Genomic DNA, 20,137 nt, shown 5'->3' with positions numbered 1-20,137 from the left:
TTCATCAACGTTTGTTGTTCAGTTTTCAAGGTTCATGTTTTTCATTCGTGTTAAGCGAACTTCTACATCTTAGCATCTTGTTTCATATGCTGTCAACAACTTTTGAAAAGTTTTTTCTGAGTTGTTTTGTTGTTGCCTCTCTTGGCGACTTCAATATAATAGCACGATAACTTTTAAAAGTGCAAGTGTTTTTCAAACTTTTTTTATCCAATTTGAAATATCGATATTTCCCGCTTCTAATTTTGCGGCCGCCTCATCAACAACGAGTAAACGAAGTTGCTCTAAAGCATCGTCGAATTCCGTATGTTTGGCGATTTGGAATGTCATCTCATGCTCGATTGGTAACCATGTGTCCAAGCTCGCTTCATTGTGCTGGATTTGCACTTCTAGCTTATCAATCGCATTTGCTACTTTCGCTTCGTACGTTTCTCGCGATTCAAACTCTTGCCATAAATCGTACAGCTCTTGACCCGCTACCCCACCTAATAATTGTTGTAAACGTTCAATCGCTCGTTGCTCATTCGCATGCTTCTGTTCTTTACGATTACTTTTTTCAAATGCGGGGATATCTCCTGCATACACTTCTACTAAATCGTGAATAATGAGCATCTTTAAAAGCTTTTCCATACGCAGTGGTTGTTTCAAATACGGCTCTAATGCCATCGCTATTACCGTTAAACGCCATGTATGCTCCGCTACACTTTCTTGTCTGCCATTGGATAACCAGCTGTGGCGCATCTCTTTTTTGAGTTGTTCTGCTACATGAATGAATTGTAAAACGTGTTGCATATATCGTCGCCCCCTACATCTCTTTCCTATTATACACAGCTCCCGATAAAAAAAACGAGCTTCAAACAAAAATTCCTATGTGGATATTTTCGTTTGAAGCTCTATTTTAGTATGAATTATAAATAACGACGTGCGCCCGCATAATTCTTTTGATATACACCTTGGTTTAACGGCTCAATACGCACTTTCGATGCATAATGAGGCGCATGTAACATTTGCCCATTGCCTAAATATAAGCCAACATGGTACACCTTGCCCTTACCACCATTGTATGCAAAAAATACAAGGTCGCCAGCTTTCAAATTATTTTTGGTAACAGCTGTTCCTTTAGTTGCTTGGTAAAATGAGTCACGTGGAATCATAATGCCATGCGCTTTAAAGATTGCATATAAAATACCTGAACAGTCGTAGCCCCATGAAGACGTACCGGCCCATAAGTACGGTAAGTTTAAGTAGCGCTTCGCTTCATCAATAATTGTTTTCGCAGATGGTTTTGGAATGGCTTCGTAACTTTCATGCTTTTTCGCATCAATTTTTTTCAATAACTTCACACCAGCATCTGGTGTTTGAACGAAGTAATAGTTGCCAGCTTCCTTAATGATTGGCAAAATTGTCGCGTAACTAACCGTTACATGGACTTTCTTATAGTCCGCTTCATATAAGTTTGCTTTTTTAGATGAAATGACAGCGATAGCACAGTCATCATAGTTTTTTGTTGTTGCAGTAATTTGTGATTTCGGTACCCACCCTGGATATCCTTCTTTTTGATACGGTACATATTGGTCATTCGCTGCAATGCGGTACCAATTGCCACGTGATTCTAAAATGGTTACTTCATCATTATATAATGCTTGTGTATCAGTACGGTCCACAAGCCACTTCTTTTGTGACAATGTCATCGAGTTAATCCACTTATCCATCTGTACAGGATTTGTTGTAGATGGTGCATCTACTTGACGTGCTGCATTGTAGTTTTTCCACATATTTGCGACTGCAACATCTACCTTATATGTTTTTTTATTCGTTTCACGCTCACAGCTTGCTGGCTCTTGTGGTGTTGGCGTTGGTTTCACAACCGGCACTTCATTTTTTGCTAAACGAAATGCAGGGTTTAGTACACGTGCAACGAAAATCGCAAAGTTGCTACGTGTTAACGATTGTGATGGACGATATGTACCATCTTCAAACCCTGTTGTAATTTGGTTAGCGATTAATGTATGAATCGCAGGTGTTGCCCAGTGTGCAGCATCAACATCAGGGAATGTAGATGTAGTAGAACCTTGTAACCCGAACGCGCGTATTAAAATACCTGCTGCTTGCGCGCGTGTTAATTTGGCATCTGGATTAAACTTGCCGTCCGTTCCTGTCATCACTTGTAATTCTGTGATCGTTGCAATAACAGGCATACGTGGGTCATCTGTTGCAATGTCCGTATACATTGGGATTGGACGGTTTTCTGTATCTGCGCGCATCGCTCTTACTAATAACTCAGCCGCTTCATAACGTGTGATGGCATCATGTAAACGATACATCGTTCCTTGATTAGCATCAATGGCGCCCCACGCAGCTAAATAATCAAACTCCGCTTTATTTTTATGGTTATCGGGTACATCGGTAAAAAGTTGTGCATAACTTGTTGAAACAGTACTCACTAACATGACACATACAATCATTACTTGCATTATTCGTCTTTTAAACATAGTAGCCTCCTTTTTCCTTTCATTCATTATACAAACTTCGTTAGGTAGCAACAATAAATTTTGGTTTTATTTAACAAATAAAAAACGTAGCGATACAATCACTACGTTTTTCTTCCTATTGTAATGCACGGACGACCATGTCGATTGTTTGACTTTTAGAGATAGCCGACACAACTGCGATACCGGTCGCCCCCGCTTGCCAAACAGGCGTAACATTTTGCGGTGTAATACCCCCAATTGCAACGATTGGGAAATGAGGATACGCTTGACGCAACGTTGCAATAAAATCAGGTCCACACGCATCTGGTGCATTTTCTTTCGAGTAAGTTGTGTATACCGGTCCAACCCCTACATAATCTGCCCCATGCTCAACTGCATAAGTCATTTCCTCTTCTGAATGCACGGATACGCCAACAATTTTCCCTGCCGCTTGTGTACGGAAACTATCTATTTTGGCATCATCTTGCCCTACATGTATACCGTCTGCCTGTAATGCCAATGCTAGTTCCACATCATCATTCACAATAAATGGCACATTATATTGACGACAAAGCGCCTGGCATTCGATCGCTAATGCTTCATACGCCTCACCCGTTTTTGCGCCGCGTCCTTTTTCACGGTACTGAAACATCGTAATGCCTGCTTGTAAGGCTTCCTCTAACACTTCTGTCAGAGGACGCTCACAATTTTGAGAACCTGCTACAAAATATGTTTTAATATTCACGATAATGCACCTCACATTGTCCTAATTGTTGGCGATACGCAAAATGGTTAGTCGGCCCGTAGCCATGTCCAATATGTAATGGATACGCAATGGCTAAATGAATATATTTTTTCGCTTCAATAATCGCTTGGCGCACCGTTTTCCCCTTTGCTAATTGTGCCGTAACCGCCGCTGAAAATGTACAGCCTGTTCCGTGTGTCTGTTTCGTATCAATACGTGGCGTTTCAAGCGCAAACACTTCACCACTTTGCATGAATACATAATCTGTCGCTGCTTTTTCGTGCAGATGACCGCCCTTCATAACCACACATTGCACGCCAAGGCTAAGCAGTTGATGAGCAGCTCGCTTCATATCTGCATAAGAGGTAATCTTCTTGCCCGTCAGTCGCTCCGCCTCTGGAATATTCGGCGTACAAACGGTTGCGAGAGGCAACATTACATTTCGTAATGTTTCAACGGCTTCATCTTCCATTAAATGCTCGCCACCTTTTGCAATCATCACAGGATCTACAACAAGCGGTACTTGTAGCGTTTGTACATGGTGAGCCACTTCTTTCATTAACGCTGCATTTACTAACATGCCCGTTTTAATCGCCTTCACCGAAAAATCTTCTAACACCGCGCGTAGCTGATTGCCTAAAAACTGCGCAGTAACCGCCATAACATCATGTACACCACATGTATTTTGTGCCGTTAATGCTGTAAGCGCTGATGTGCCAAAAACGCCGTGCTCCTGAAACGTTTTAATATCCGCCTGAATGCCTGCACCGCCACCACTGTCAGAACCCGCAATTGTTAATGCAATCATACAAGCACCTCCGCCTGTTGCTGCAATGCATTAAAGAAATTATGTTGGAATGTACCATGCGTTGCATCTGCTAATGCAGCCACGTGTTTATAGTCCTGCAATGTCGCAACGATATTGGACAGTGGCTCACCTGGTACTGATAAGGTTGCCGCACAAATCGCACTTAATAAACAGCCGCTTCCCGTAACGCGCGTAATCATCTCCGCGCCACCCGAAATATGTGCTACTTGTACGCCGTCTGTTACGACATCTACTTCGCCGGTCACAATGACAAGGCACTCATACTTTTTCGCCACATCCTGCGCTACCGCCGCAATATCCATGTCACCACTTCCGCTATCAACACCTTTTGCTTGCCATGGTACATTCGCAATCATCGCTAGTTCGCCTGCATTACAACGAATCGCTTGGAACTGAATTTGTGCGAGTAAGTCGCGTACTGTTTCTAAGCGGTATGCTGTCGCACCTACGCCAACTGGGTCTAGTACTACTGGAACATGATGTGCATTAGCACTCTGTCCAGCACGAACCATTGCTTCGACTGTATGTGGACGCAATGTGCCGATATTAATGAGCAGGGCATCGGACACCTTTGCCATATCGGCCGCTTCTTCAACAGCATCTGCCATCACCGGAGATGCACCAATTGCTAATAAACCATTCGCTGTAAAATTCGCGACGACATAGTTGGTTATGCAGTGTACAAGTGGTTGCTTTTTATAAATGGCTTGTAAGCTCATACGGATACACTCCCTCTGTCCAGTTTTGCAACGTCCATGACATTTCCCAGAACTGCCACTCGTAATAACAGCTTTTCATAAAGTGGTGTGCTAATTCGTCACGCTTCGGATGTTGCGTGGCAAAACGGTCCATCATATTTTTTTGCCCATCTAACATGTGTAAAAAATCATCGGAGCTGTATAATGCTAACCACTGTGCATATAGTGGCTCGCTTGGCTTGTACGCCTTATACAACTGCCCAATTTCGACATACAGCCACGGACACGGCAAAATCGCTGCAAATGCAGCTGGTACATCTTCGTTATGTACCGTTTGATACATATGGCAAATATAATTATACGCAGCTGGCGCTGGTTGAAACTGTGCGATTTCCTCCTCAGTCACGCCGAGTGTCGCAAATGTTGTGCGGTGAAGCTCAAGCTCCGCATCGTGAATCATTTGTGCTGTACGTAAAAAATATTGAATATCTTCATCATGCTCCGCTTTTGCTGCGGCGAGCGCGAGCACCTTTGTGTAATGCTTTAAATAATACGCATCTTGCAGCATATAATATTTAAAGTTTTCCAGTGGTAATGTTCCTTCTACAATGCCTTTTACGAATGGATGCTCAAAGCTTGCTTGCCAATAAGCATCTGTTTGCTGTCTTACTTCTGTACAAAACGTCATGTTTGTTGTTCCTCCTTGTGATAGGTGAACGTAAGCGCAAAAAAAGCACCTCTACAAAATGTAGAGATGCTTAAAAAAGGGCAGACTGCTGCCACTCATTGCTCCCTACGCCAGTATTAACTGTCAGGTTCTAAGGGTCAGGTTTTAACCTTCTCAACACTCGTCGTGTCCCCCCGCAATTAAAGTATTTGCAAAAGAAAAGCTCTCCATAAAAATATACGGAGAGCGTGTAAGCACATATTGAAATCGTGTACGTTGCTCCCTACGCCCGTGTTAACGGATCAGGTTCTAAGGGTCAGGTTTTAACCTTCTCAACACATGCTGTGTCCCCCTGCAAATTCATTTAATTATCTTTATCTTAGCCTATGTGTTGTAGAAGTACAACCCTATAATGCGCGTTCAAACATCCACATATCGACCCCGCGGATACCAAACTCCGTGATAGGCTTAGGATACGACGCAAAAAAATCTTTTTTCACATCATATAAACGGAAGCCCATCTTTTGATACAATGCAATATTATCAATACTGCAATTTGCCGTACCGATAATCATTTTTTCGTAGCCTTTTTGAGCGTACATCTCTAACGCTGTCGCTACCATTTCTTTACCGATACCTTTGCCTCGATAAGTCGGACGAAGCGCAATATTTTTCAGTTCCACTACATTTGGCTCTATTTCTGCACAAAGAAGGACGCCAATAATGTCATCACCGATACGCGCTTCATATAGCTGCCCTTCACTAATATATGTATTCACCATCGCTTCACTGTCGTCTGCCATTAATAATAATGGCTTATACGCTTGGCGATTTGGGGTGGTTACCTCTTCAAACTCAAATAACATGCCAGCATCTCTCCTTTTTATTCGCCTATTTATCGTACCGTAAATAGCGACAAATTACTCGACGAAATATGAAAAAAGGACTTTTTCTGAACATCCACTTGTCACAATTTCATATGTACCCGAAATAAAAAAGCAAGCAGAGATAGAAACCTATTTCTGATAAAGACAAGTTCATGGAGTTGATAAACATTTGTCGGTGCGTCCCGACATAAGCGGCGACTTCAGCAGAAAAAACAATGGTTTTCTGCGACGAGATATCGCAGCAGCATAAGCTTTTAAGCAGAAAAATAGAGGCTGGGACAGAAGGGTAATTCAAATCAATCCCAACGATGTTCGATGATAAATATTTGATACGTCGTCGTTAAATGAAGAGCGGACTTCTAGCGGAACAGTACGAGCGAGAGACTACAGGCTCGAGCCGTACCGCAGAAAAGCCTGCTCGAAAATTTACGTCGACGAAAGCAGAAAAGTGTTAGGAGAAATGACGAGATTTCTCCTAACACTTTGTTTTGTCTCAGCCTCTATTTACTGTTTTCTCAATCTCATCGCCATTTCTGATTTATGCTTTCCCTAAATAATGACGTTTAATGCGGATTGAAATCATTTCTAATAAAATAGCAACAACTAGTGCGCAGTACGTAATCATCCCAACTTCGTGTAAATCGTAATAGAAGCTCGATGCCATGAATAACTCAAAGCCAATACCGCCAGCCGCAGCCGCAGCACCCATCGCCACTGCCACATCATAGTTCGTTTCAAAACGTAAAAACGTCCATGAAATAATATACGATGACGATTGTGGAATAACCGCATGCCATACAATATGCCACCAGTTTGCACCAGATGCTTTTAACGCTTCAATCGTTCCTTCATCTAGCTCTTCAAATGACTCTGCATATGCTTTTGTTAAATAAGCAATCGTATGTAACATCATCCCTAATACACATGCAATCGCGCCAAGCCCTGCAACAATCGCAAAAATTAATACCCATAATACAGTCGGTACAGCACGTACGAACGAGTTCGATGCAATAATGATATTCGCTAACCACGCAGGCGATAAATTTCGCGCACTAAATGCAGCTAAGAAGAACGAAATGACTGCTCCCAATACTGTCGCTAAAAATGCCAGTGCCAACGTAATACCAATTTGCATCATCGCTGTGCCAAATGTAATTTGATTAAATGCAGGCTGTAAAAACATCATCTGCAAATTGCCAAGTGTTAATGACAATGCTTCTGCCCAATCAATCTCTCCGTAATCTAGTAAAAACGGACCGATGACCGTCATCGCAAATAATGTCCACAAGACGATACGCATCACGATGGTTGCTTTCGTTTGCTTCTTAATTTGAATGCGCCCATTTTTCATGGCTACATTCGGTAATGATGGAAGTGCCTCCATTATGAAATCGCCCTCCTTACCGAGTTTGATGTAAATTCAATAAAGAACACAATTACAATAATTAAAATCGTAATAAGCCCTAGCATCGCATAATCTAAGTTTTTATAATAAAGGTCAAATAAATAGCCGATACCTGTACCCGTTAAAATACCAACAAGTGTCGCACTGCGAATGTTCGTTTCAATCATATAAAATACCCAACTCAGCATTTGTGGTAATGTGTCGGGCAATACGCCTTTAACAACCATCTGGAAATAGGTAGCACCACTTGCCGTTAATGCTTCGACACCATCTGAGCTTGCTTCATCAATCGTCTCAATAAACATACGTACTAAAAAGCCAAATGTTGAGAAAAATAGCGCAAAATAGCCCGTTAAAATGTGGTGACCAAATGAAATAACTAAAATTAGCGCCCACGCCACCACCGGAATGTTTCGGAAAACAGAGGCGATAAAACGTGCCGTCACACCGAAGAAGCGGTTCACTTGTGTCGTTTGCGCACCAAGCATCGCGAATAATAACGCACAAATAGCTGCTGTTGTCGATGCAACGATGGCTAAAATAATCGTTTCCCATAAGCGCCCCAGCACTTTTGGCAAGTTTTCAAACGAGGCAGCTGTTGGGATTAAATTGCTAAACATCCACGCAATCGTTGCCGGAATTGACGCCAAACCATCGATTAAATTAAATTGTGTTAATGCTGCTGACCCATATGTGAGTGCAATTAAAATGATAAATACAATTGTCATCGTCCATTTCTTTTTACGTAAAAATTGTGTCCCTGTCATGTTCGTCACCTATTCCGTAATGAGTTCATCAACATCTGTGCCGTAAATATCACGAATTGCAAACTGGCTAAGACGACTTGGTACGTCATCAAATACTTTTGTACCGTGACTTAAACCGATAATGCGATCTGAATATTTCATTGCAACATCAACTTGGTGTAAGTTGACGAGCACCGTAATGCCCATTGACTGTGAAATTTCTTTTAAGTGATCCATAATAATTTTCGACGCGTTCGGGTCAAGCGATGCAATTGGTTCATCACATAGTAGTAATGTCGGCTCTTGCACAAGTGCACGTGCAATCCCTACACGCTGCTTTTGTCCACCACTCAATTGGTCACAACGTTTGTAAATATGTTCTTGCATCCCTAGTTTCTCAAGAATTGTAAGAGCGAGCTGCTTTTCTTCTTCTGTATATAAACCAAGTACGCCTTGTAATGTTGATTTATAGCCAAAACGACCGTGCAATACATTTTCAAACACCGTTAAGCGTGACACTAAGTTGTAATGCTGAAAAATCATGCCGATTTTGGCACGTTGCTTGCGTAATTCTTTTTTCTTCAAATGCGTAATATTTTGTCCATCAAATACAATCTCGCCACTTGTCGGCTCAATCATGCGATTCACACAGCGTAATAACGTCGATTTACCAGCACCCGACTTCCCAATGATTGATACAAACTCACCTTTATGCAACGCTACGTCTATATTACGTAAAATCATCGTCTGTTTATCATATGTTTTCGCAACATCCGTTAGCTGTAAAACAGTCTCAGCTACCTTTGACTGCGGGCGGCTAAAAATGTCTGCTTGTTGTTCAGTGCGTTCCAATGTAATTGTCGCCATTGTCGTTCTCCTTTGTTTTTCGTTTTTAAAAAAGGACCTCTATCCACTGAGATAGAAGCCCCGTGTGCACATTATTTTGATAACTCACGAATTGGATCAAACCATGCATCTTCTACTTCTAGGAAACGCTCATCCGCTGTTTTAGAAAATAAACCTGTCTCCCCTGAATCCTCAGGTACAAAGATACTTGTATTGTTCGCTGTTTCATCTGAAACTAAAAGCTCTTTCAATGTAGTAATCTCTTCTTCAGTTAACACGGACTGATTCACAACGAATGGTGAATTTAATACCGGTGTTACGGAGATTAACGTAAACTCTTCACCAGCTAATGTATTGAATGGTGCTGCTGCGTCATCTTTTACTTTGTAAATAGCACCTGGTGTATTTTCTTCCCCTTCTACGATTTCTACATAGTCGCCTACACATGTATCACAAAATGCGGCTACGTCTGAACGTTCCATTAACATATTCACAGCTGAACCTTGGTGCGAATCACCAAACAGCACTTCTGGGTAGATCTCGTTGCCTTCCATTAGCTCTTCTTCTGTAATACCTTCATCACTGAAGTGTGCAATGATTGAGCTTGTCGGTACTTTAAAGCCTGACGTTGATGAAGCGGATACGAACGAAATGGATTTACCTTCTGTTGCATCTAATGAGAACTCACCATCAATTTTGTAGTCTTCTGCTTTGTCTTTCGGTACGGCTAGCCAGCTATGATAGACGGCGTCATCTAATGTACCTGATTCACCCGAGCGTACAACAAGCGGAATCACATCTTCACTTTTATCGTTCGCTTCGATGTAGCCTTGTGGTCCCATGAAGGCGATATGTGCATTGCCGCTTGCAATCGACTCAATCGCAATCGCATAATCTGTCGTTAATTTATGCTCTACTTCACGACCTGTTGCTTCTTCAAAAATTTCGCTGAATGCATCACGTGAAGGGCCCATCTCTGAACCAGATTCATTTGGGTACCACACCATTGTTAGTGGCTCATCAGATGATGCGCCTGCTGAAGATTGCTCCTCATCTGAGCTACATGCTGCTAACATCATTACACTTAATACACCTGCTAAAGGGGCTAACCATTTCTTTTTCATTGTTCTACTCCTTTTTTCTGCTTGTTTATAAGTATTCGCTTTGTGAACTGTTCCTAAGCACCATTTAAACACTTGAACTCGCTCTTGAAAACCGTTCTACAGTCTTTTAATAATGCTTTACATTTCCTCAATAAAGCTCGGTAATTGTAAAGTGTTCATCGTATACTGTCCTAATGCGACAGCAGCGCCGTATTGTCCGTGATAATCCGAGCCACCTGTAGTGATTAAATTATACTTGTCTGCCAACTGCTGGATGCGCTCCATATGTAATGGTGTGTGGTCAGGATGAATTAGTTCAATGCCGTCCAAACCTTCTGCAATTAACTCTTCTGCAATATCAAATGAATCTAATTGTCCAGGATGCGCAAGTACTGCGATCCCACCGTCCGCTTGAATCGCACGCATCGCTTCAAAGGCATCGACATATCGAATGTCTCCCGCTGCTACACCGCTTGCTTTAAAAAGTGAACGGTATAATGTTTGATAGTTCTTTGTATCATAAGCATCTGGCAGTAACGCATGCATAATATGCTGTTTGTACAATGTGCCGCTATGCTCAGCATACTGAAACGCAACATCAGTCGGCGCATGAAAACCTGCTTGTTGAATTTGTTCGAGCTGCCATACAGAATGTGCATGACGACGTGCAAGAAGCGGTTCACATAAAGCATTCACATGTAGGCAATCACCGGTAAAATGATAACCAAGCATATGCACCTTACGTTGACGTTTAAAGTCATATGCTGAAATTTCTATACCTGCAATAAAGTTAATGCCGTACTGCTCTGCTAATGCTCGCCCTGGTGCATGATGCTGCGTCGTATCGTGATCGACAACCCCTAAATGCGTAATGCCAGCTTCCTTTGCAGCATTAAACAACTCTTCAAGCGGTGTTGCGCCATCTGAATAACGGCTATGGGTATGCAAATCTACTTTCACGCCAGCACTTCCTTTTCAACGTACTTTGTCATCGTAAACACGTCATCGCATAAGCCTTCCATAAACTCAAGGTCATGGAAAATGCCGATTAATGTTGTGCCCTGTGCTTTTAGCTTTTCAATCGATTCACGTACTTTCAGTTTTGAAGCTTGGTCTAAACTTGCTGTTGGCTCATCTAGCAATAATAAGCGTGGCTCTTTCACGACCGCACATGCGATATTTAGACGTAGTTTCTCACCGCCCGAGAAGTTATTTGGGTAGCTATTCCATAGCTTTTCATCTAAGTCAAAATGACGTAATGCTTGCTCTGCACGTGAAATGGCTTCCTCTTGTGCCACCCCTACATCTAATAAAGATTGCGTAACAAGCTCTAACGCTGTCGTACGCGGCATCACATTTAAAAATTGGGACACATAGCCAATTTCATGTTTACGTAAATATACAATTTGTCTCGGTGTGGCTTGTAGTAAATCAATTGTGCCAAACGCTTTTGATTCAAATAAAATACGTCCCTCTTGCGGCTCATACGTACGGTAAATACTTTTTAAAATGGTCGATTTCCCGCTACCACTTTTCCCGACAATTCCTAAAAAGCCACCTTCTGCAACATGAAGTGAAATGTTCTGCAACGCTGGAAATGTTTTTTGTAAGTGGTGAATTGTAAATGATTTTTGTAGTTGTTCAATCGTTAACATTGCAAGCGCCCCTTAGCGATAATTTGTTTGGAGTATCACTTTGCCGTCGACCATCGTCGTCGTTACAACTGGATACCCATCTGCCATTTGTTCAATAATAACTACGTCCGCTTTTTTGCCGACTTCAATCGAGCCAATTTCATCTGCCATATTCACAGCGCGTGCTGGGTTAATCGTCACAAGCTGGAATAAGCGATGTAAATCTTCGTCGTATGTTTTCGCAAGCTCAAAAATCCCAAGTAACATTGCCGGTGGATAATAGTCGCTACAAATAATATCAATGACACGTGCTTGAATCGCCTCAGCTGCACTTAAATTACCTGAGTGAGAGCCACCATTTAAAATATTCGGCGCACCTGCGATTGTATACATACCCATACGCTTTGCTTCCTTCGCCACATCTAACGTAATCGGAAATTCACTAATCGTCGTACCATAAGCTTGTACGAGCTGTAACTTAGCTACATCATCATCGTCATGTGAAGCTACTGCAATATTTTTCTCAATCGCTAAACGGCTTAAACGCTCAATGTCTTCAAAAGACATTTTCGTTTTATCCACCTGCTCTTGAATGAGTACATCCGCTTCTTGGTCTGAGATTGGACGGTAGCCACGCATAATTTTTTTATAAATTTCTAAATTGCGATACTGCCCTTGCCCTGGCGTATGGTCCATAAACGATAATAAATGCACTTTGCCTTCCTCAATATTGCGTTCGAGTGTAGGAATTTGGTCAATTGAATCAATTTCAAAACGCGCATGCAAACGGTGGCGAATTAAATGTGGTTCGCTATGTGACGCATGAATGGCATTCACAAACTTTTGCACATTTTCTGGATTGCGAATCGCTTTATGCGAATACTTATCATCACCATAGTACGATAAGGAGTGGAACATCGTTGTAATACCATGTGTCATTAAAATACGTTCACTTTCACGCATTCCGACAGCCATGCTCATCACCGTTGTTGGACGTGGACTCACAACGGTTTCGATATAATCTGAATGAATGTCGACAAAGCCTGGTGATACATAGCCACCACGTGCATCAATGACATCGATACCATCTAGCTGTGCCTCTTCGTCTCGTACAATTGCGGCGATTCGCTCACCATCAATGAATAATGTGTGCCCTGTAAGAAATTGTTGTTCCGTTACGATAATTCCGTTAATAATTGCGCGCATCCTTTTGCCTCCTACAATAATGAGTAAACTAATTGTTGTGTGTATTCATGTTGCGGGTCTTCTAATACTTGGTCTGTTAAGCCATGTTCAATAATTTCACCATTTAGCATGACAATCGTGCGATCTGCTAACATACGAATGACTGCTAAATCATGGGATACGACAATCATCGAAATATTAAACTCACGTTGAATCGATTTGATTAAATCTAAAACATCTGCCTGCACCGATAAATCTAGTCCTGTTGTCACCTCATCTAATAAAAGAATCGGTGGGTTATTCGATAATGCTTTGGCAATTTGTACACGCTGCTGCATACCACCCGAGAAGTTTTTCGGTGCTTCTTTACTACGGTGTAATGGAATATTTACATGTTCTAATAACGAAAGGCTACGCGCTTCCATATTACGGACATGGCGATTGCCGGCTGCGATTTGCTTTTCTGCGATATTACTCATCGACGAGAAATCCATTTTCAAGCCAAGCATTGGATTTTGATACACCATGCCTAAAATGGTATTGCGAATGTAGCGCTTCATTTGGTCAGACTGTGTGAAAATATTTGTTTGCCCATCTTCAAAATCACGTAAATAGCCTTCACCTGTTGTCACTTCTTCATCAAAATAAAGGCTCTTCATAAACGTCGACTTTCCGCTGCCACTTTCCCCAACAATGCCTAAAATTTCACCACGGTACACATCAAATGAAATATTGCGACATGCATAAACGGTCTTACAATGCGGACAGAAGTTTTTCTCAAGTTGTGCATCAGCTGCTTCACAATGCGCACAGCCTTCACCGTATTGTTTGCTTAAATTTTTAATCGATAATACCGGCTGCTCTTGCATCATTTCACTGCCACCTTTTGCTGTAATTTTTCGTACATGTAACTTGTGTCGTTACACATATAATAGGTTTCACCTGTTTCCTCATCGACAAGCTCATCTAAAAACACATCCGTTAAGCCTGTTTCACGACATGCCTTACCTTCGAACTTTTCAACGACGAATGGGTAATCTTCAAACGCTAATGACGCAACATGTGTGTATGGCGGGACCGCATAAATTTTCTTTTCACGCCCTGCACCGAGTAAAATCAATGCATCACTATTATGTAAACGCGGGTTATCATAACGTGGAATCGGACTTGGGTTCATCACATAGCGCTCATTCACCATTACTGGATAATCCGCACCTTGTGATGTTTGGTTATAACGCATAATTTGCTCAAATAATGTTAAATACGCACCGCTATATTCCTTCTCTGCATGAAGACGTTTCGTTTTAAATTCACTACGCTCAATATTACGGAGTGGCTCTGGCTCTGGTACTTGTAAAATCATCACTTGGTCGCTTCGAAGTGGCACTTCCGGGATGCGGTGACGAGACTGAATCAACGTCGCATCCTGCGTACGAATCGTCGTGTCAACACCTGTTGTTTTTGTAACAAGCTTTTTAATATTCACCGCATTCACTGAATCGTCTGAGCCTTGGTCAATTACCTTGAGCACGTCCTCTTTACCGATAATGCCGAGCGTAATTTGTAAACCACCTGTTCCCCAGCCACGTCCAATCGGTAGCTCGCGTGATGCAAACGGTACTTGATACCCTGGAATCGCAATGCCCTTTAAAATGGCGCGACGAATTTCTCGCTTTGACTGTTCATCTAATAATGCAAACGGTAAAGTTGTCATGATTTGCCCTCCTTTTTAATGTTGCGCATTTGCTCAAGCTTCGTTTGGAATGTTACGTAATGCGGCATTTTTAAATGTGAAATAAAGCCGGTTGATTCGATAATATCAACATGCAGTAACACAAATTCCTCATCATGAATCGGGGTCGTACCACCCGTTTCTAACGCATGGTCAACAATTGACATCGCAATTGCCTTCGTTTCATTTTGGCCAAAACATGCACCGTAACCGACATCAAACTCTAATACTTGCTGTTGCTCTTTATCGACATTAACAGGAATAAAGGATTCTACTTCTGTTAGCTTAATCGCACCGATATAGTACGGATCTTCATCGTCTTGCACTGCCACATGAATTGGCTGCCATCCAACACGCACTTCCCCTACGTTTGGGTGAGATGCGCCGTAGCCACGCAGTCCTGCATAACCAAGTGATGTCACCGTGCCTGTTTGTCCACGTGTTAATGTTTGTAAACGTTGCGAGCGATTTGTCGGAAACGCCATCGCTTTTTTCGTCACATCACTTGGCTCTGTATCATTGACTGGAAACTCTCGTAATAATCCTTCTGCACGTAAGTAGTCCATCACCTTTGGTAGACGCTCTAGCTGTAGGTCACTGCTGTCTGGTACATCCTCTTGCTCAAACTGACACTTCTTCACAAGCACATCCGCTTCTGTCTCTTCCACAAGCTCAAAGTCGAGTAAACGGTGTAAATAATCATGCGATGCGCCTAAAATTTGCCCACCTGGAATATCTTTAAAGCTTGAAGAAATACGGCGTAGCACAAACATCTCACGTGGGTCGGTCACCGTTGAATAATATAAGCGTGGTAATGTCGAACGATGAGCACGTAATAAAAACACCGCTTCCTCCGAGTTCCCTTCACTTTGCTTCATTGCAAGGGATGCTAAACGCTCACTATACAAACTGCTCTCGGACATCACTTGGTCTAAAAAGCCACGCATTGTTGCTTCTAATGCTGCAGTATCAATATGAACACCATGCTTTACACGCTCATACTGTAAATGCTCTAATGACGCTTCAATTGCTTCTGCGCCGCCTCGGACTGCTACATATGCCATTACTGCTCCACTCCTTCTGCCTTTGTTGTTCGTGGTAACGCTACGACTTCTCCGTGTTCATTGACAAAAATCATATCAACACCGAGCGGAAATTCTTTATTACGTGCTGCACGTGCTGCGACGATATTTGGTGTAATCGCTAGTGGAATTATTGTGTTATCTTGAATACCTGGTCCTGTTAATTGCCACTGCTGTGATGTTTCAGCAACTACTTCAACAATCAATGTCGCTGAATATTGTGGGTCTACTAAATCGCCTATCTTTGCTTGCTGTATCGCTTCTACGATTTGCGCTTCGTCCGTATGCTGAGGAACAAGTATGAAATCCGCATCAGCTACCTCACTCACATTTGCACCTGTCCAAGCCATTACTTCTTGTTGTAAGCGCGGCGCTTGTCCAACAACCGCAAATGTTACTTCGCCATCGAGCATCGTACGTAAAACCGACATCGTTTCTGCGTAAATGCCATCAATCATCGCGTCTTTTTGCAACGCTTCCTTCGTACCTGGTCGCGACATACATGTCATCAATGTACGAAATGTTTGTTGTGTAAAATGTGTCAGTTCCATCTCATATCCTCCTATACTTGCATCGTGTCAAATTGAACTTTCGTACGTTCAATCGAGCGCTTCGTTTGTTGTTGTTCTGCTTCTAAACGTTGTGAAAGATTTGTAAAAATTGTTGCCCACTCCTGTGGTGCGAAGTTGCCATTGTATGCCGCATCAATGACTGCTAATGCACGAGCAAACACGGGCTCTTCCTCTCGCACGATGCCTAAACCGAATGCATCTCCAACTTTCACCTTTGCTTCTGTCACAAGTACTTCTCCTATGTAAAAGAGTGACTGCTTTGCGGATTCACGCATTTTCACCATCACTAAACCTGCGCGTGGCTCCTGAATATCAATCACTTCATATTGTTCACAAATCATTTTTGCCATTTCCATTGCTTCTTGGCGTCCTACTTCAATTAATAGTTTTGTACGTTCTGCGCGTTGCACATCTCCAACTCCCTTCAGCTTCACCTATAACGTTAACTTGTCGCCAAGTGCTGTAGTGAAAAGGTTTGGTGAAGTTCATGTAAATCAACTTTTTACAAAAATGGCGCCAAGTATTAGGAAGTCGCATTCAAAAAAATAAAAAAACCTTCAGCAAGAACTACTGCTGAAGGATTGTTTGGTCTGCGCGGTGCTACCGTAAAAGTCGCTGCTTGTATCAACACGCACTAGCTTATTTATTTTAATGTCTGTATCATTAAAGCTTCCTCTACGCTTACATTACAGCTGAAAACTAAAGCGGTCTGTGCGGTATAAAATTTCGGTGTATTCTAATAACACATTGCGCTCAGCATCCCAGTTATCAGACTCCACTTTCACAAGTGGCACTAAAATTTCACACCCCAGCATTTGACGTTCAATCTCTTGTGGAAAGCTCACCGATAGCTGAGAGAATGTGCTTTTAAAATGATTAACCCCGTGTTGCTGATAGAACTGATAAATGGATGTGAAGCGATTATTCACTTGCTTCACAGCTGGCATATTTGGTTCAACGACATAGGAGCGGTGAATTGCAGCCGGCTGTCCATCTAAAAAACGTAAACGCTCAATTAAATAAAGCGGCCCTTCCGCAACATATGGCTTCGAGAAAATAAGATGATGCTCCGGCACTTGCTCAAACTTCGTGACAATGGATTTATAATCGGTCGTATATTGCTTCATCTTTTCACTAAAGCTAATATCACCAGACATGACAACCGATAACGCTTGCTGTTGTTGTTTCACAAAACGTCCAACCCCTTTTTGTGAATAAATAAGCCCCATCTTCTCTAGCATCGTGTATACATTCCTTACCTTTATGCGCGTCACATTAAATTGCTCTACTAATGTATATTCACTCGGTAATTTGCCGTCTTGTGCAAACGCACCGGTCGTAATTTTTTGCAGTAAATAATCTTTCATCAGTAATTCTTGTACATCCATGTACGCCACCCGTTTCTTTCTGTCATTATTCAAAGTATACAATAGCGCGCACTTGGCAAAGCATGTTCAAAACACGCACAAAACTTGCTACATTAACCTTTACGTACCTTTGTAAAGACAACTTAAACATTATGTAAAAGCTTTGATGCATTTACGCGATTTCCGCACCATTTACTCGCTATAGTAAACATAGGAGGCGGACAATATGCAGCTAACAATCGATGATATCGTCAAAATTGCCAATGAAATGACAGTGACACCATAATTCGCTATACTAAATAAAAATAGAACGAAGCGGAGAATGATTGTATGCACCAAACACCATTCTTCATAACTAACATACTCTACCTGTAGGTGTGACCACACATCCTTAGAACATTCACCTACAGGCTAGAGGAATCTCTAAGGAGTGTTAGCTTATGAAGCCACATCACAAAAACCGTAGTCGTGCCTATGCCCGACACCAACGCCAGCGCGTTATTCAGCGCAAAACGAAAATCGCCATAAAAAATACGACTGGATTCCAGATAAACCAGGACGCTATGCTAAAGGAAAAGTACATTGTTCTTGCTATTGGTGTAGCGATAAAACACGCTCACATGGCTATCCCCATAGCAACGTTATGCAGTTTTTACGCATGGACCAACAAGTACGCGATTATTTTAATGATGATTATTAAATGAAAAAAGCTTGCACGAGTTTCGCTCGTACAAGCTTTTTACTATGTATTATTTCGTAATACAAGCCCTTGCTGCGTCATTTCATAAATAATGCCGAAATAATCATGACGTTCTTTTTCAACACGAATTGCACAGTTTTTGTTCGATACATACACCTGATATTGTTGAGCTAATGCTGTTAATGCTTGCGCTACTTGTGTAAAACGATTTTCTAAATCAAAATGTGATAACATCGCAAATGGCGACAAACCAAGCCCTTTATAAACCGTTGTTCCCGTTACATCGTAGCCAAATGTCGGTGAACAAATCCATGTTGCTGACATATTAATCGCCCCTGCACTTGCCCCTATAATTACTGCTTCACTTTGTAACAATATTTGTCGTAGTTGAAGACGTTCTACGAGCTGCCATTGCCAACGTGTATCGCCACCTGTCAGTAAAATGACTGAAGCTTTTCCGATTAAATAGTGTGCTTGCTCAATGGTCGTATACTCATCGATTGTATGTATATCATGAAACTCAATATCAATTGCTGTTAGCCAACTACGCTCTACTTCACCAATAAGCCCTTCTTCTGTCGGCATCGCACTAATTTGAACGAGTGTTTGACGGTCGGTAATATCCGTTTGGAGTGCTTAGCGCTAAACGTGGTGAAAAGCTTTCTGTAAACCACCCTAAGTAATAATAGACCGTCATTTTCCGCCACGCTCTTCATAATCATCTCGCAAAATCGCATACATTTTAACATCTTGATGCGCCCCTTTTGAAAATATACTTTGACGCATTGTCCCTTCATATGACATACCGACTTTCTCCATCACACGTGCTGAGCCAATATTTTGTGCGAAGCAACGCGCTTGAATACGCACGACATCCATCTGCGTAAAGCCGAACTCCACAAGCTTTGCCGCCGCTTCTGTCACAATGCCCTGTCCCCAATAATCACGCGACACGACATAACCAATTTCCGCAACGCGCTGTGCTGGTTGCCATGATACAAAATCAATTGTACCAATGAGTGCGCCAGTTTCTTTATACACAATACCCCACGGAGCTACGTCACCCATCGCGTATTTCTGCAACACAAATTGCACGAACCCTTCCGAATCTGCTAACGTTTCGTGACGATCCCACATCACATACTTCGCTACTTCCGCGTCTGAGCCGTACGCATAAATTGCCGCCGCATCACCAGCTGTAATTTTGCGTAGCAGTAGTCGCTCCGTTTCAAGTTCGGGTAAATATTTAAAGATTGATTGAACTTCCATAGTGCACACTCCTTGTTAATTTAGTTTTCATAGATGACAGCCTTCCTATAGTTTTATATTTTAAAGTAAAAAATAACCGTGTACTACGTGGATATGTTGCTTTAAACACTACATCTGGGATAAAGAATAAGATTTATAGTAAATTTTTGTTTTTTTATAAGAAATTATGATTAATAAATTCTCTTTTTTTGGTCTTTTTCCT

At 41.9% G+C, this 20,137-nt stretch carries 23 protein-coding genes and 2 riboswitches; of the genes, 1 reads left to right on the top strand and 22 read right to left on the bottom strand.

The features are described 5' to 3' along the window. Positions 1–192: 192 nt before the first annotated feature. The 20 genes from A6M13_RS08935 to A6M13_RS08840 form a co-directional block, all read right to left on the bottom strand. Positions 193–789, bottom strand: a complete 597-nt coding sequence (locus A6M13_RS08935) for an HD domain-containing protein (protein ID WP_066545117.1) — start codon at positions 787–789, stop codon at positions 193–195. A 116-nt stretch (positions 790–905) separates the two neighbouring features. Next, the gene (locus A6M13_RS08930; RefSeq protein ID WP_141680934.1) at positions 906–2,489 is read right to left on the bottom strand and encodes an NlpC/P60 family protein; all 1,584 of its coding nucleotides are present in this window, start codon (positions 2,487–2,489) and stop codon (positions 906–908) included. Between the two features lie 115 nt (positions 2,490–2,604). After that, positions 2,605–3,213 carry a thiamine phosphate synthase gene (thiE, locus tag A6M13_RS08925; protein ID WP_245669272.1) on the bottom strand — a complete coding sequence of 203 codons (609 nt, stop codon included), beginning with the start codon at positions 3,211–3,213 and terminating at the stop codon, positions 2,605–2,607. Beyond that, positions 3,203–4,021, bottom strand: coding sequence for a bifunctional hydroxymethylpyrimidine kinase/phosphomethylpyrimidine kinase (gene thiD, locus A6M13_RS08920; protein ID WP_066545115.1), 819 nt, complete (start codon positions 4,019–4,021; stop codon positions 3,203–3,205). The genes thiE and thiD overlap by 11 nt, the downstream gene beginning before the upstream one ends. Beyond that, a complete protein-coding gene (thiM, locus tag A6M13_RS08915; protein ID WP_066545114.1) occupies positions 4,018–4,761 on the bottom strand; it encodes a hydroxyethylthiazole kinase in 744 nt (247 codons plus the stop codon). The genes thiD and thiM overlap by 4 nt, the downstream gene beginning before the upstream one ends. After that, positions 4,739–5,428 (bottom strand): thiaminase II, encoded by a 690-nt coding sequence (gene tenA, locus A6M13_RS08910; RefSeq protein WP_066545112.1) that lies wholly within the window; start codon positions 5,426–5,428, stop codon positions 4,739–4,741. The genes thiM and tenA overlap by 23 nt, the downstream gene beginning before the upstream one ends. An 85-nt stretch (positions 5,429–5,513) precedes the next feature. Then, a riboswitch (TPP riboswitch) is annotated at positions 5,514–5,613 on the bottom strand. A 57-nt stretch (positions 5,614–5,670) separates the two neighbouring features. Next, positions 5,671–5,771: riboswitch (TPP riboswitch) on the bottom strand. A gap of 43 nt (positions 5,772–5,814) precedes the next feature. Then, the gene (locus A6M13_RS08905) at positions 5,815–6,294 is read right to left on the bottom strand and encodes a GNAT family N-acetyltransferase (protein ID WP_281181715.1); all 480 of its coding nucleotides are present in this window, start codon (positions 6,292–6,294) and stop codon (positions 5,815–5,817) included. 538 nt (positions 6,295–6,832) lie between these two features. Next, complete coding sequence (locus A6M13_RS08900; RefSeq protein ID WP_066545107.1) at positions 6,833–7,678, bottom strand: ABC transporter permease subunit; 846 nt, start codon at positions 7,676–7,678, stop codon at positions 6,833–6,835. After that, positions 7,678–8,466, bottom strand: a complete 789-nt coding sequence (locus A6M13_RS08895) for an ABC transporter permease subunit (RefSeq protein ID WP_066545105.1) — start codon at positions 8,464–8,466, stop codon at positions 7,678–7,680. Before A6M13_RS08895 ends, A6M13_RS08900 begins: the two co-directional genes overlap by 1 nt. A 9-nt stretch (positions 8,467–8,475) precedes the next feature. Next, complete coding sequence (gene phnC, locus A6M13_RS08890; protein ID WP_083998291.1) at positions 8,476–9,312, bottom strand: phosphonate ABC transporter ATP-binding protein; 837 nt, start codon at positions 9,310–9,312, stop codon at positions 8,476–8,478. A 71-nt stretch (positions 9,313–9,383) separates the two neighbouring features. Next, complete coding sequence (locus tag A6M13_RS08885; RefSeq protein WP_066545104.1) at positions 9,384–10,415, bottom strand: PhnD/SsuA/transferrin family substrate-binding protein; 1,032 nt, start codon at positions 10,413–10,415, stop codon at positions 9,384–9,386. A 117-nt stretch (positions 10,416–10,532) separates the two neighbouring features. Beyond that, the gene (locus A6M13_RS08880; protein WP_066545102.1) at positions 10,533–11,354 is read right to left on the bottom strand and encodes a PHP domain-containing protein; all 822 of its coding nucleotides are present in this window, start codon (positions 11,352–11,354) and stop codon (positions 10,533–10,535) included. Beyond that, positions 11,351–12,049 carry a phosphonate C-P lyase system protein PhnL gene (phnL, locus tag A6M13_RS08875; RefSeq protein ID WP_066545100.1) on the bottom strand — a complete coding sequence of 233 codons (699 nt, stop codon included), beginning with the start codon at positions 12,047–12,049 and terminating at the stop codon, positions 11,351–11,353. Before phnL ends, A6M13_RS08880 begins: the two co-directional genes overlap by 4 nt. A gap of 12 nt (positions 12,050–12,061) precedes the next feature. Then, positions 12,062–13,234 (bottom strand): phosphonate metabolism protein PhnM, encoded by a 1,173-nt coding sequence (gene phnM / locus A6M13_RS08870; RefSeq protein ID WP_066545099.1) that lies wholly within the window; start codon positions 13,232–13,234, stop codon positions 12,062–12,064. Between the two features lie 11 nt (positions 13,235–13,245). Beyond that, complete coding sequence (locus A6M13_RS08865) at positions 13,246–14,082, bottom strand: ATP-binding cassette domain-containing protein (protein ID WP_066545120.1); 837 nt, start codon at positions 14,080–14,082, stop codon at positions 13,246–13,248. Continuing rightward, positions 14,082–14,927: an alpha-D-ribose 1-methylphosphonate 5-phosphate C-P-lyase PhnJ gene (locus A6M13_RS08860; protein WP_066545097.1), complete on the bottom strand. Its 846-nt coding sequence runs from the start codon at positions 14,925–14,927 to the stop codon at positions 14,082–14,084. The genes A6M13_RS08865 and A6M13_RS08860 overlap by 1 nt, the downstream gene beginning before the upstream one ends. Then, on the bottom strand, positions 14,924–16,009 hold the full coding sequence (locus tag A6M13_RS08855; RefSeq protein WP_066545096.1) for a carbon-phosphorus lyase complex subunit PhnI: 1,086 nt from the start codon (positions 16,007–16,009) through the stop codon (positions 14,924–14,926). Before A6M13_RS08855 ends, A6M13_RS08860 begins: the two co-directional genes overlap by 4 nt. Then, on the bottom strand, positions 16,009–16,578 hold the full coding sequence (gene phnH / locus A6M13_RS08850) for a phosphonate C-P lyase system protein PhnH (RefSeq protein WP_066545095.1): 570 nt from the start codon (positions 16,576–16,578) through the stop codon (positions 16,009–16,011). Before phnH ends, A6M13_RS08855 begins: the two co-directional genes overlap by 1 nt. A gap of 11 nt (positions 16,579–16,589) precedes the next feature. Continuing rightward, on the bottom strand, positions 16,590–17,009 hold the full coding sequence (phnG, locus tag A6M13_RS08845) for a phosphonate C-P lyase system protein PhnG (protein WP_066545093.1): 420 nt from the start codon (positions 17,007–17,009) through the stop codon (positions 16,590–16,592). Positions 17,010–17,285: 276 nt separating this feature from the next. Beyond that, positions 17,286–17,987 carry a GntR family transcriptional regulator gene (locus tag A6M13_RS08840; protein ID WP_066545091.1) on the bottom strand — a complete coding sequence of 234 codons (702 nt, stop codon included), beginning with the start codon at positions 17,985–17,987 and terminating at the stop codon, positions 17,286–17,288. Positions 17,988–18,406: 419 nt separating this feature from the next. On the opposite strand from A6M13_RS08840, the gene A6M13_RS08835 reads away from it, so the two are divergent. Beyond that, positions 18,407–18,670: a hypothetical protein gene (locus tag A6M13_RS08835; protein WP_066545089.1), complete on the top strand. Its 264-nt coding sequence runs from the start codon at positions 18,407–18,409 to the stop codon at positions 18,668–18,670. A 38-nt stretch (positions 18,671–18,708) separates the two neighbouring features. Here A6M13_RS08835 and A6M13_RS08830 read toward each other — a convergent pair whose 3' ends face one another. After that, positions 18,709–19,251, bottom strand: coding sequence for a Type 1 glutamine amidotransferase-like domain-containing protein (locus tag A6M13_RS08830; RefSeq protein WP_083998289.1), 543 nt, complete (start codon positions 19,249–19,251; stop codon positions 18,709–18,711). 108 nt (positions 19,252–19,359) lie between these two features. Next, positions 19,360–19,935, bottom strand: a complete 576-nt coding sequence (locus A6M13_RS08825; RefSeq protein WP_066545085.1) for a GNAT family N-acetyltransferase — start codon at positions 19,933–19,935, stop codon at positions 19,360–19,362. Positions 19,936–20,137 lie beyond the last annotated feature (202 nt).

Origin of the sequence: Caryophanon tenue (assembly GCF_001700315.1) — a bacterium.
Taxonomy (GTDB): Bacteria; Bacillota; Bacilli; order Bacillales_A; family Planococcaceae; genus Caryophanon; species Caryophanon tenue.
This window is presented reverse-complemented; position numbering and strand designations above follow the sequence as displayed.

What these genes read in the sequence shown, in the direction of transcription:
- A6M13_RS08935 (WP_066545117.1), bottom strand. Translation starts at nt 789, where the DNA reads ATGCAACACGTTTTACAATTCATTCATGTAGCAGAACAACTCAAAAAA.
- A6M13_RS08930 (WP_141680934.1), bottom strand. Translation starts at nt 2,489, where the DNA reads ATGTTTAAAAGACGAATAATGCAAGTAATGATTGTATGTGTCATGTTA.
- thiD (WP_066545115.1), bottom strand. Translation starts at nt 4,021, where the DNA reads ATGATTGCATTAACAATTGCGGGTTCTGACAGTGGTGGCGGTGCAGGC.
- thiM (WP_066545114.1), bottom strand. Translation starts at nt 4,761, where the DNA reads ATGAGCTTACAAGCCATTTATAAAAAGCAACCACTTGTACACTGCATA.
- tenA (WP_066545112.1), bottom strand. Translation starts at nt 5,428, where the DNA reads ATGACGTTTTGTACAGAAGTAAGACAGCAAACAGATGCTTATTGGCAA.
- A6M13_RS08900 (WP_066545107.1), bottom strand. Translation starts at nt 7,678, where the DNA reads ATGGAGGCACTTCCATCATTACCGAATGTAGCCATGAAAAATGGGCGC.
- A6M13_RS08895 (WP_066545105.1), bottom strand. Translation starts at nt 8,466, where the DNA reads ATGACAGGGACACAATTTTTACGTAAAAAGAAATGGACGATGACAATT.
- phnC (WP_083998291.1), bottom strand. Translation starts at nt 9,312, where the DNA reads ATGGCGACAATTACATTGGAACGCACTGAACAACAAGCAGACATTTTT.
- A6M13_RS08885 (WP_066545104.1), bottom strand. Translation starts at nt 10,415, where the DNA reads ATGAAAAAGAAATGGTTAGCCCCTTTAGCAGGTGTATTAAGTGTAATG.
- phnL (WP_066545100.1), bottom strand. Translation starts at nt 12,049, where the DNA reads ATGTTAACGATTGAACAACTACAAAAATCATTTACAATTCACCACTTA.
- phnM (WP_066545099.1), bottom strand. Translation starts at nt 13,234, where the DNA reads ATGCGCGCAATTATTAACGGAATTATCGTAACGGAACAACAATTTCTT.
- A6M13_RS08865 (WP_066545120.1), bottom strand. Translation starts at nt 14,082, where the DNA reads ATGCAAGAGCAGCCGGTATTATCGATTAAAAATTTAAGCAAACAATAC.
- A6M13_RS08860 (WP_066545097.1), bottom strand. Translation starts at nt 14,927, where the DNA reads ATGACAACTTTACCGTTTGCATTATTAGATGAACAGTCAAAGCGAGAA.
- A6M13_RS08855 (WP_066545096.1), bottom strand. Translation starts at nt 16,009, where the DNA reads ATGGCATATGTAGCAGTCCGAGGCGGCGCAGAAGCAATTGAAGCGTCA.
- phnH (WP_066545095.1), bottom strand. Translation starts at nt 16,578, where the DNA reads ATGGAACTGACACATTTTACACAACAAACATTTCGTACATTGATGACA.
- A6M13_RS08840 (WP_066545091.1), bottom strand. Translation starts at nt 17,987, where the DNA reads ATGGATGTACAAGAATTACTGATGAAAGATTATTTACTGCAAAAAATT.
- A6M13_RS08835 (WP_066545089.1), top strand. Translation starts at nt 18,407, where the DNA reads ATGAAGCCACATCACAAAAACCGTAGTCGTGCCTATGCCCGACACCAA.
- A6M13_RS08830 (WP_083998289.1), bottom strand. Translation starts at nt 19,251, where the DNA reads ATGCCGACAGAAGAAGGGCTTATTGGTGAAGTAGAGCGTAGTTGGCTA.
- A6M13_RS08825 (WP_066545085.1), bottom strand. Translation starts at nt 19,935, where the DNA reads ATGGAAGTTCAATCAATCTTTAAATATTTACCCGAACTTGAAACGGAG.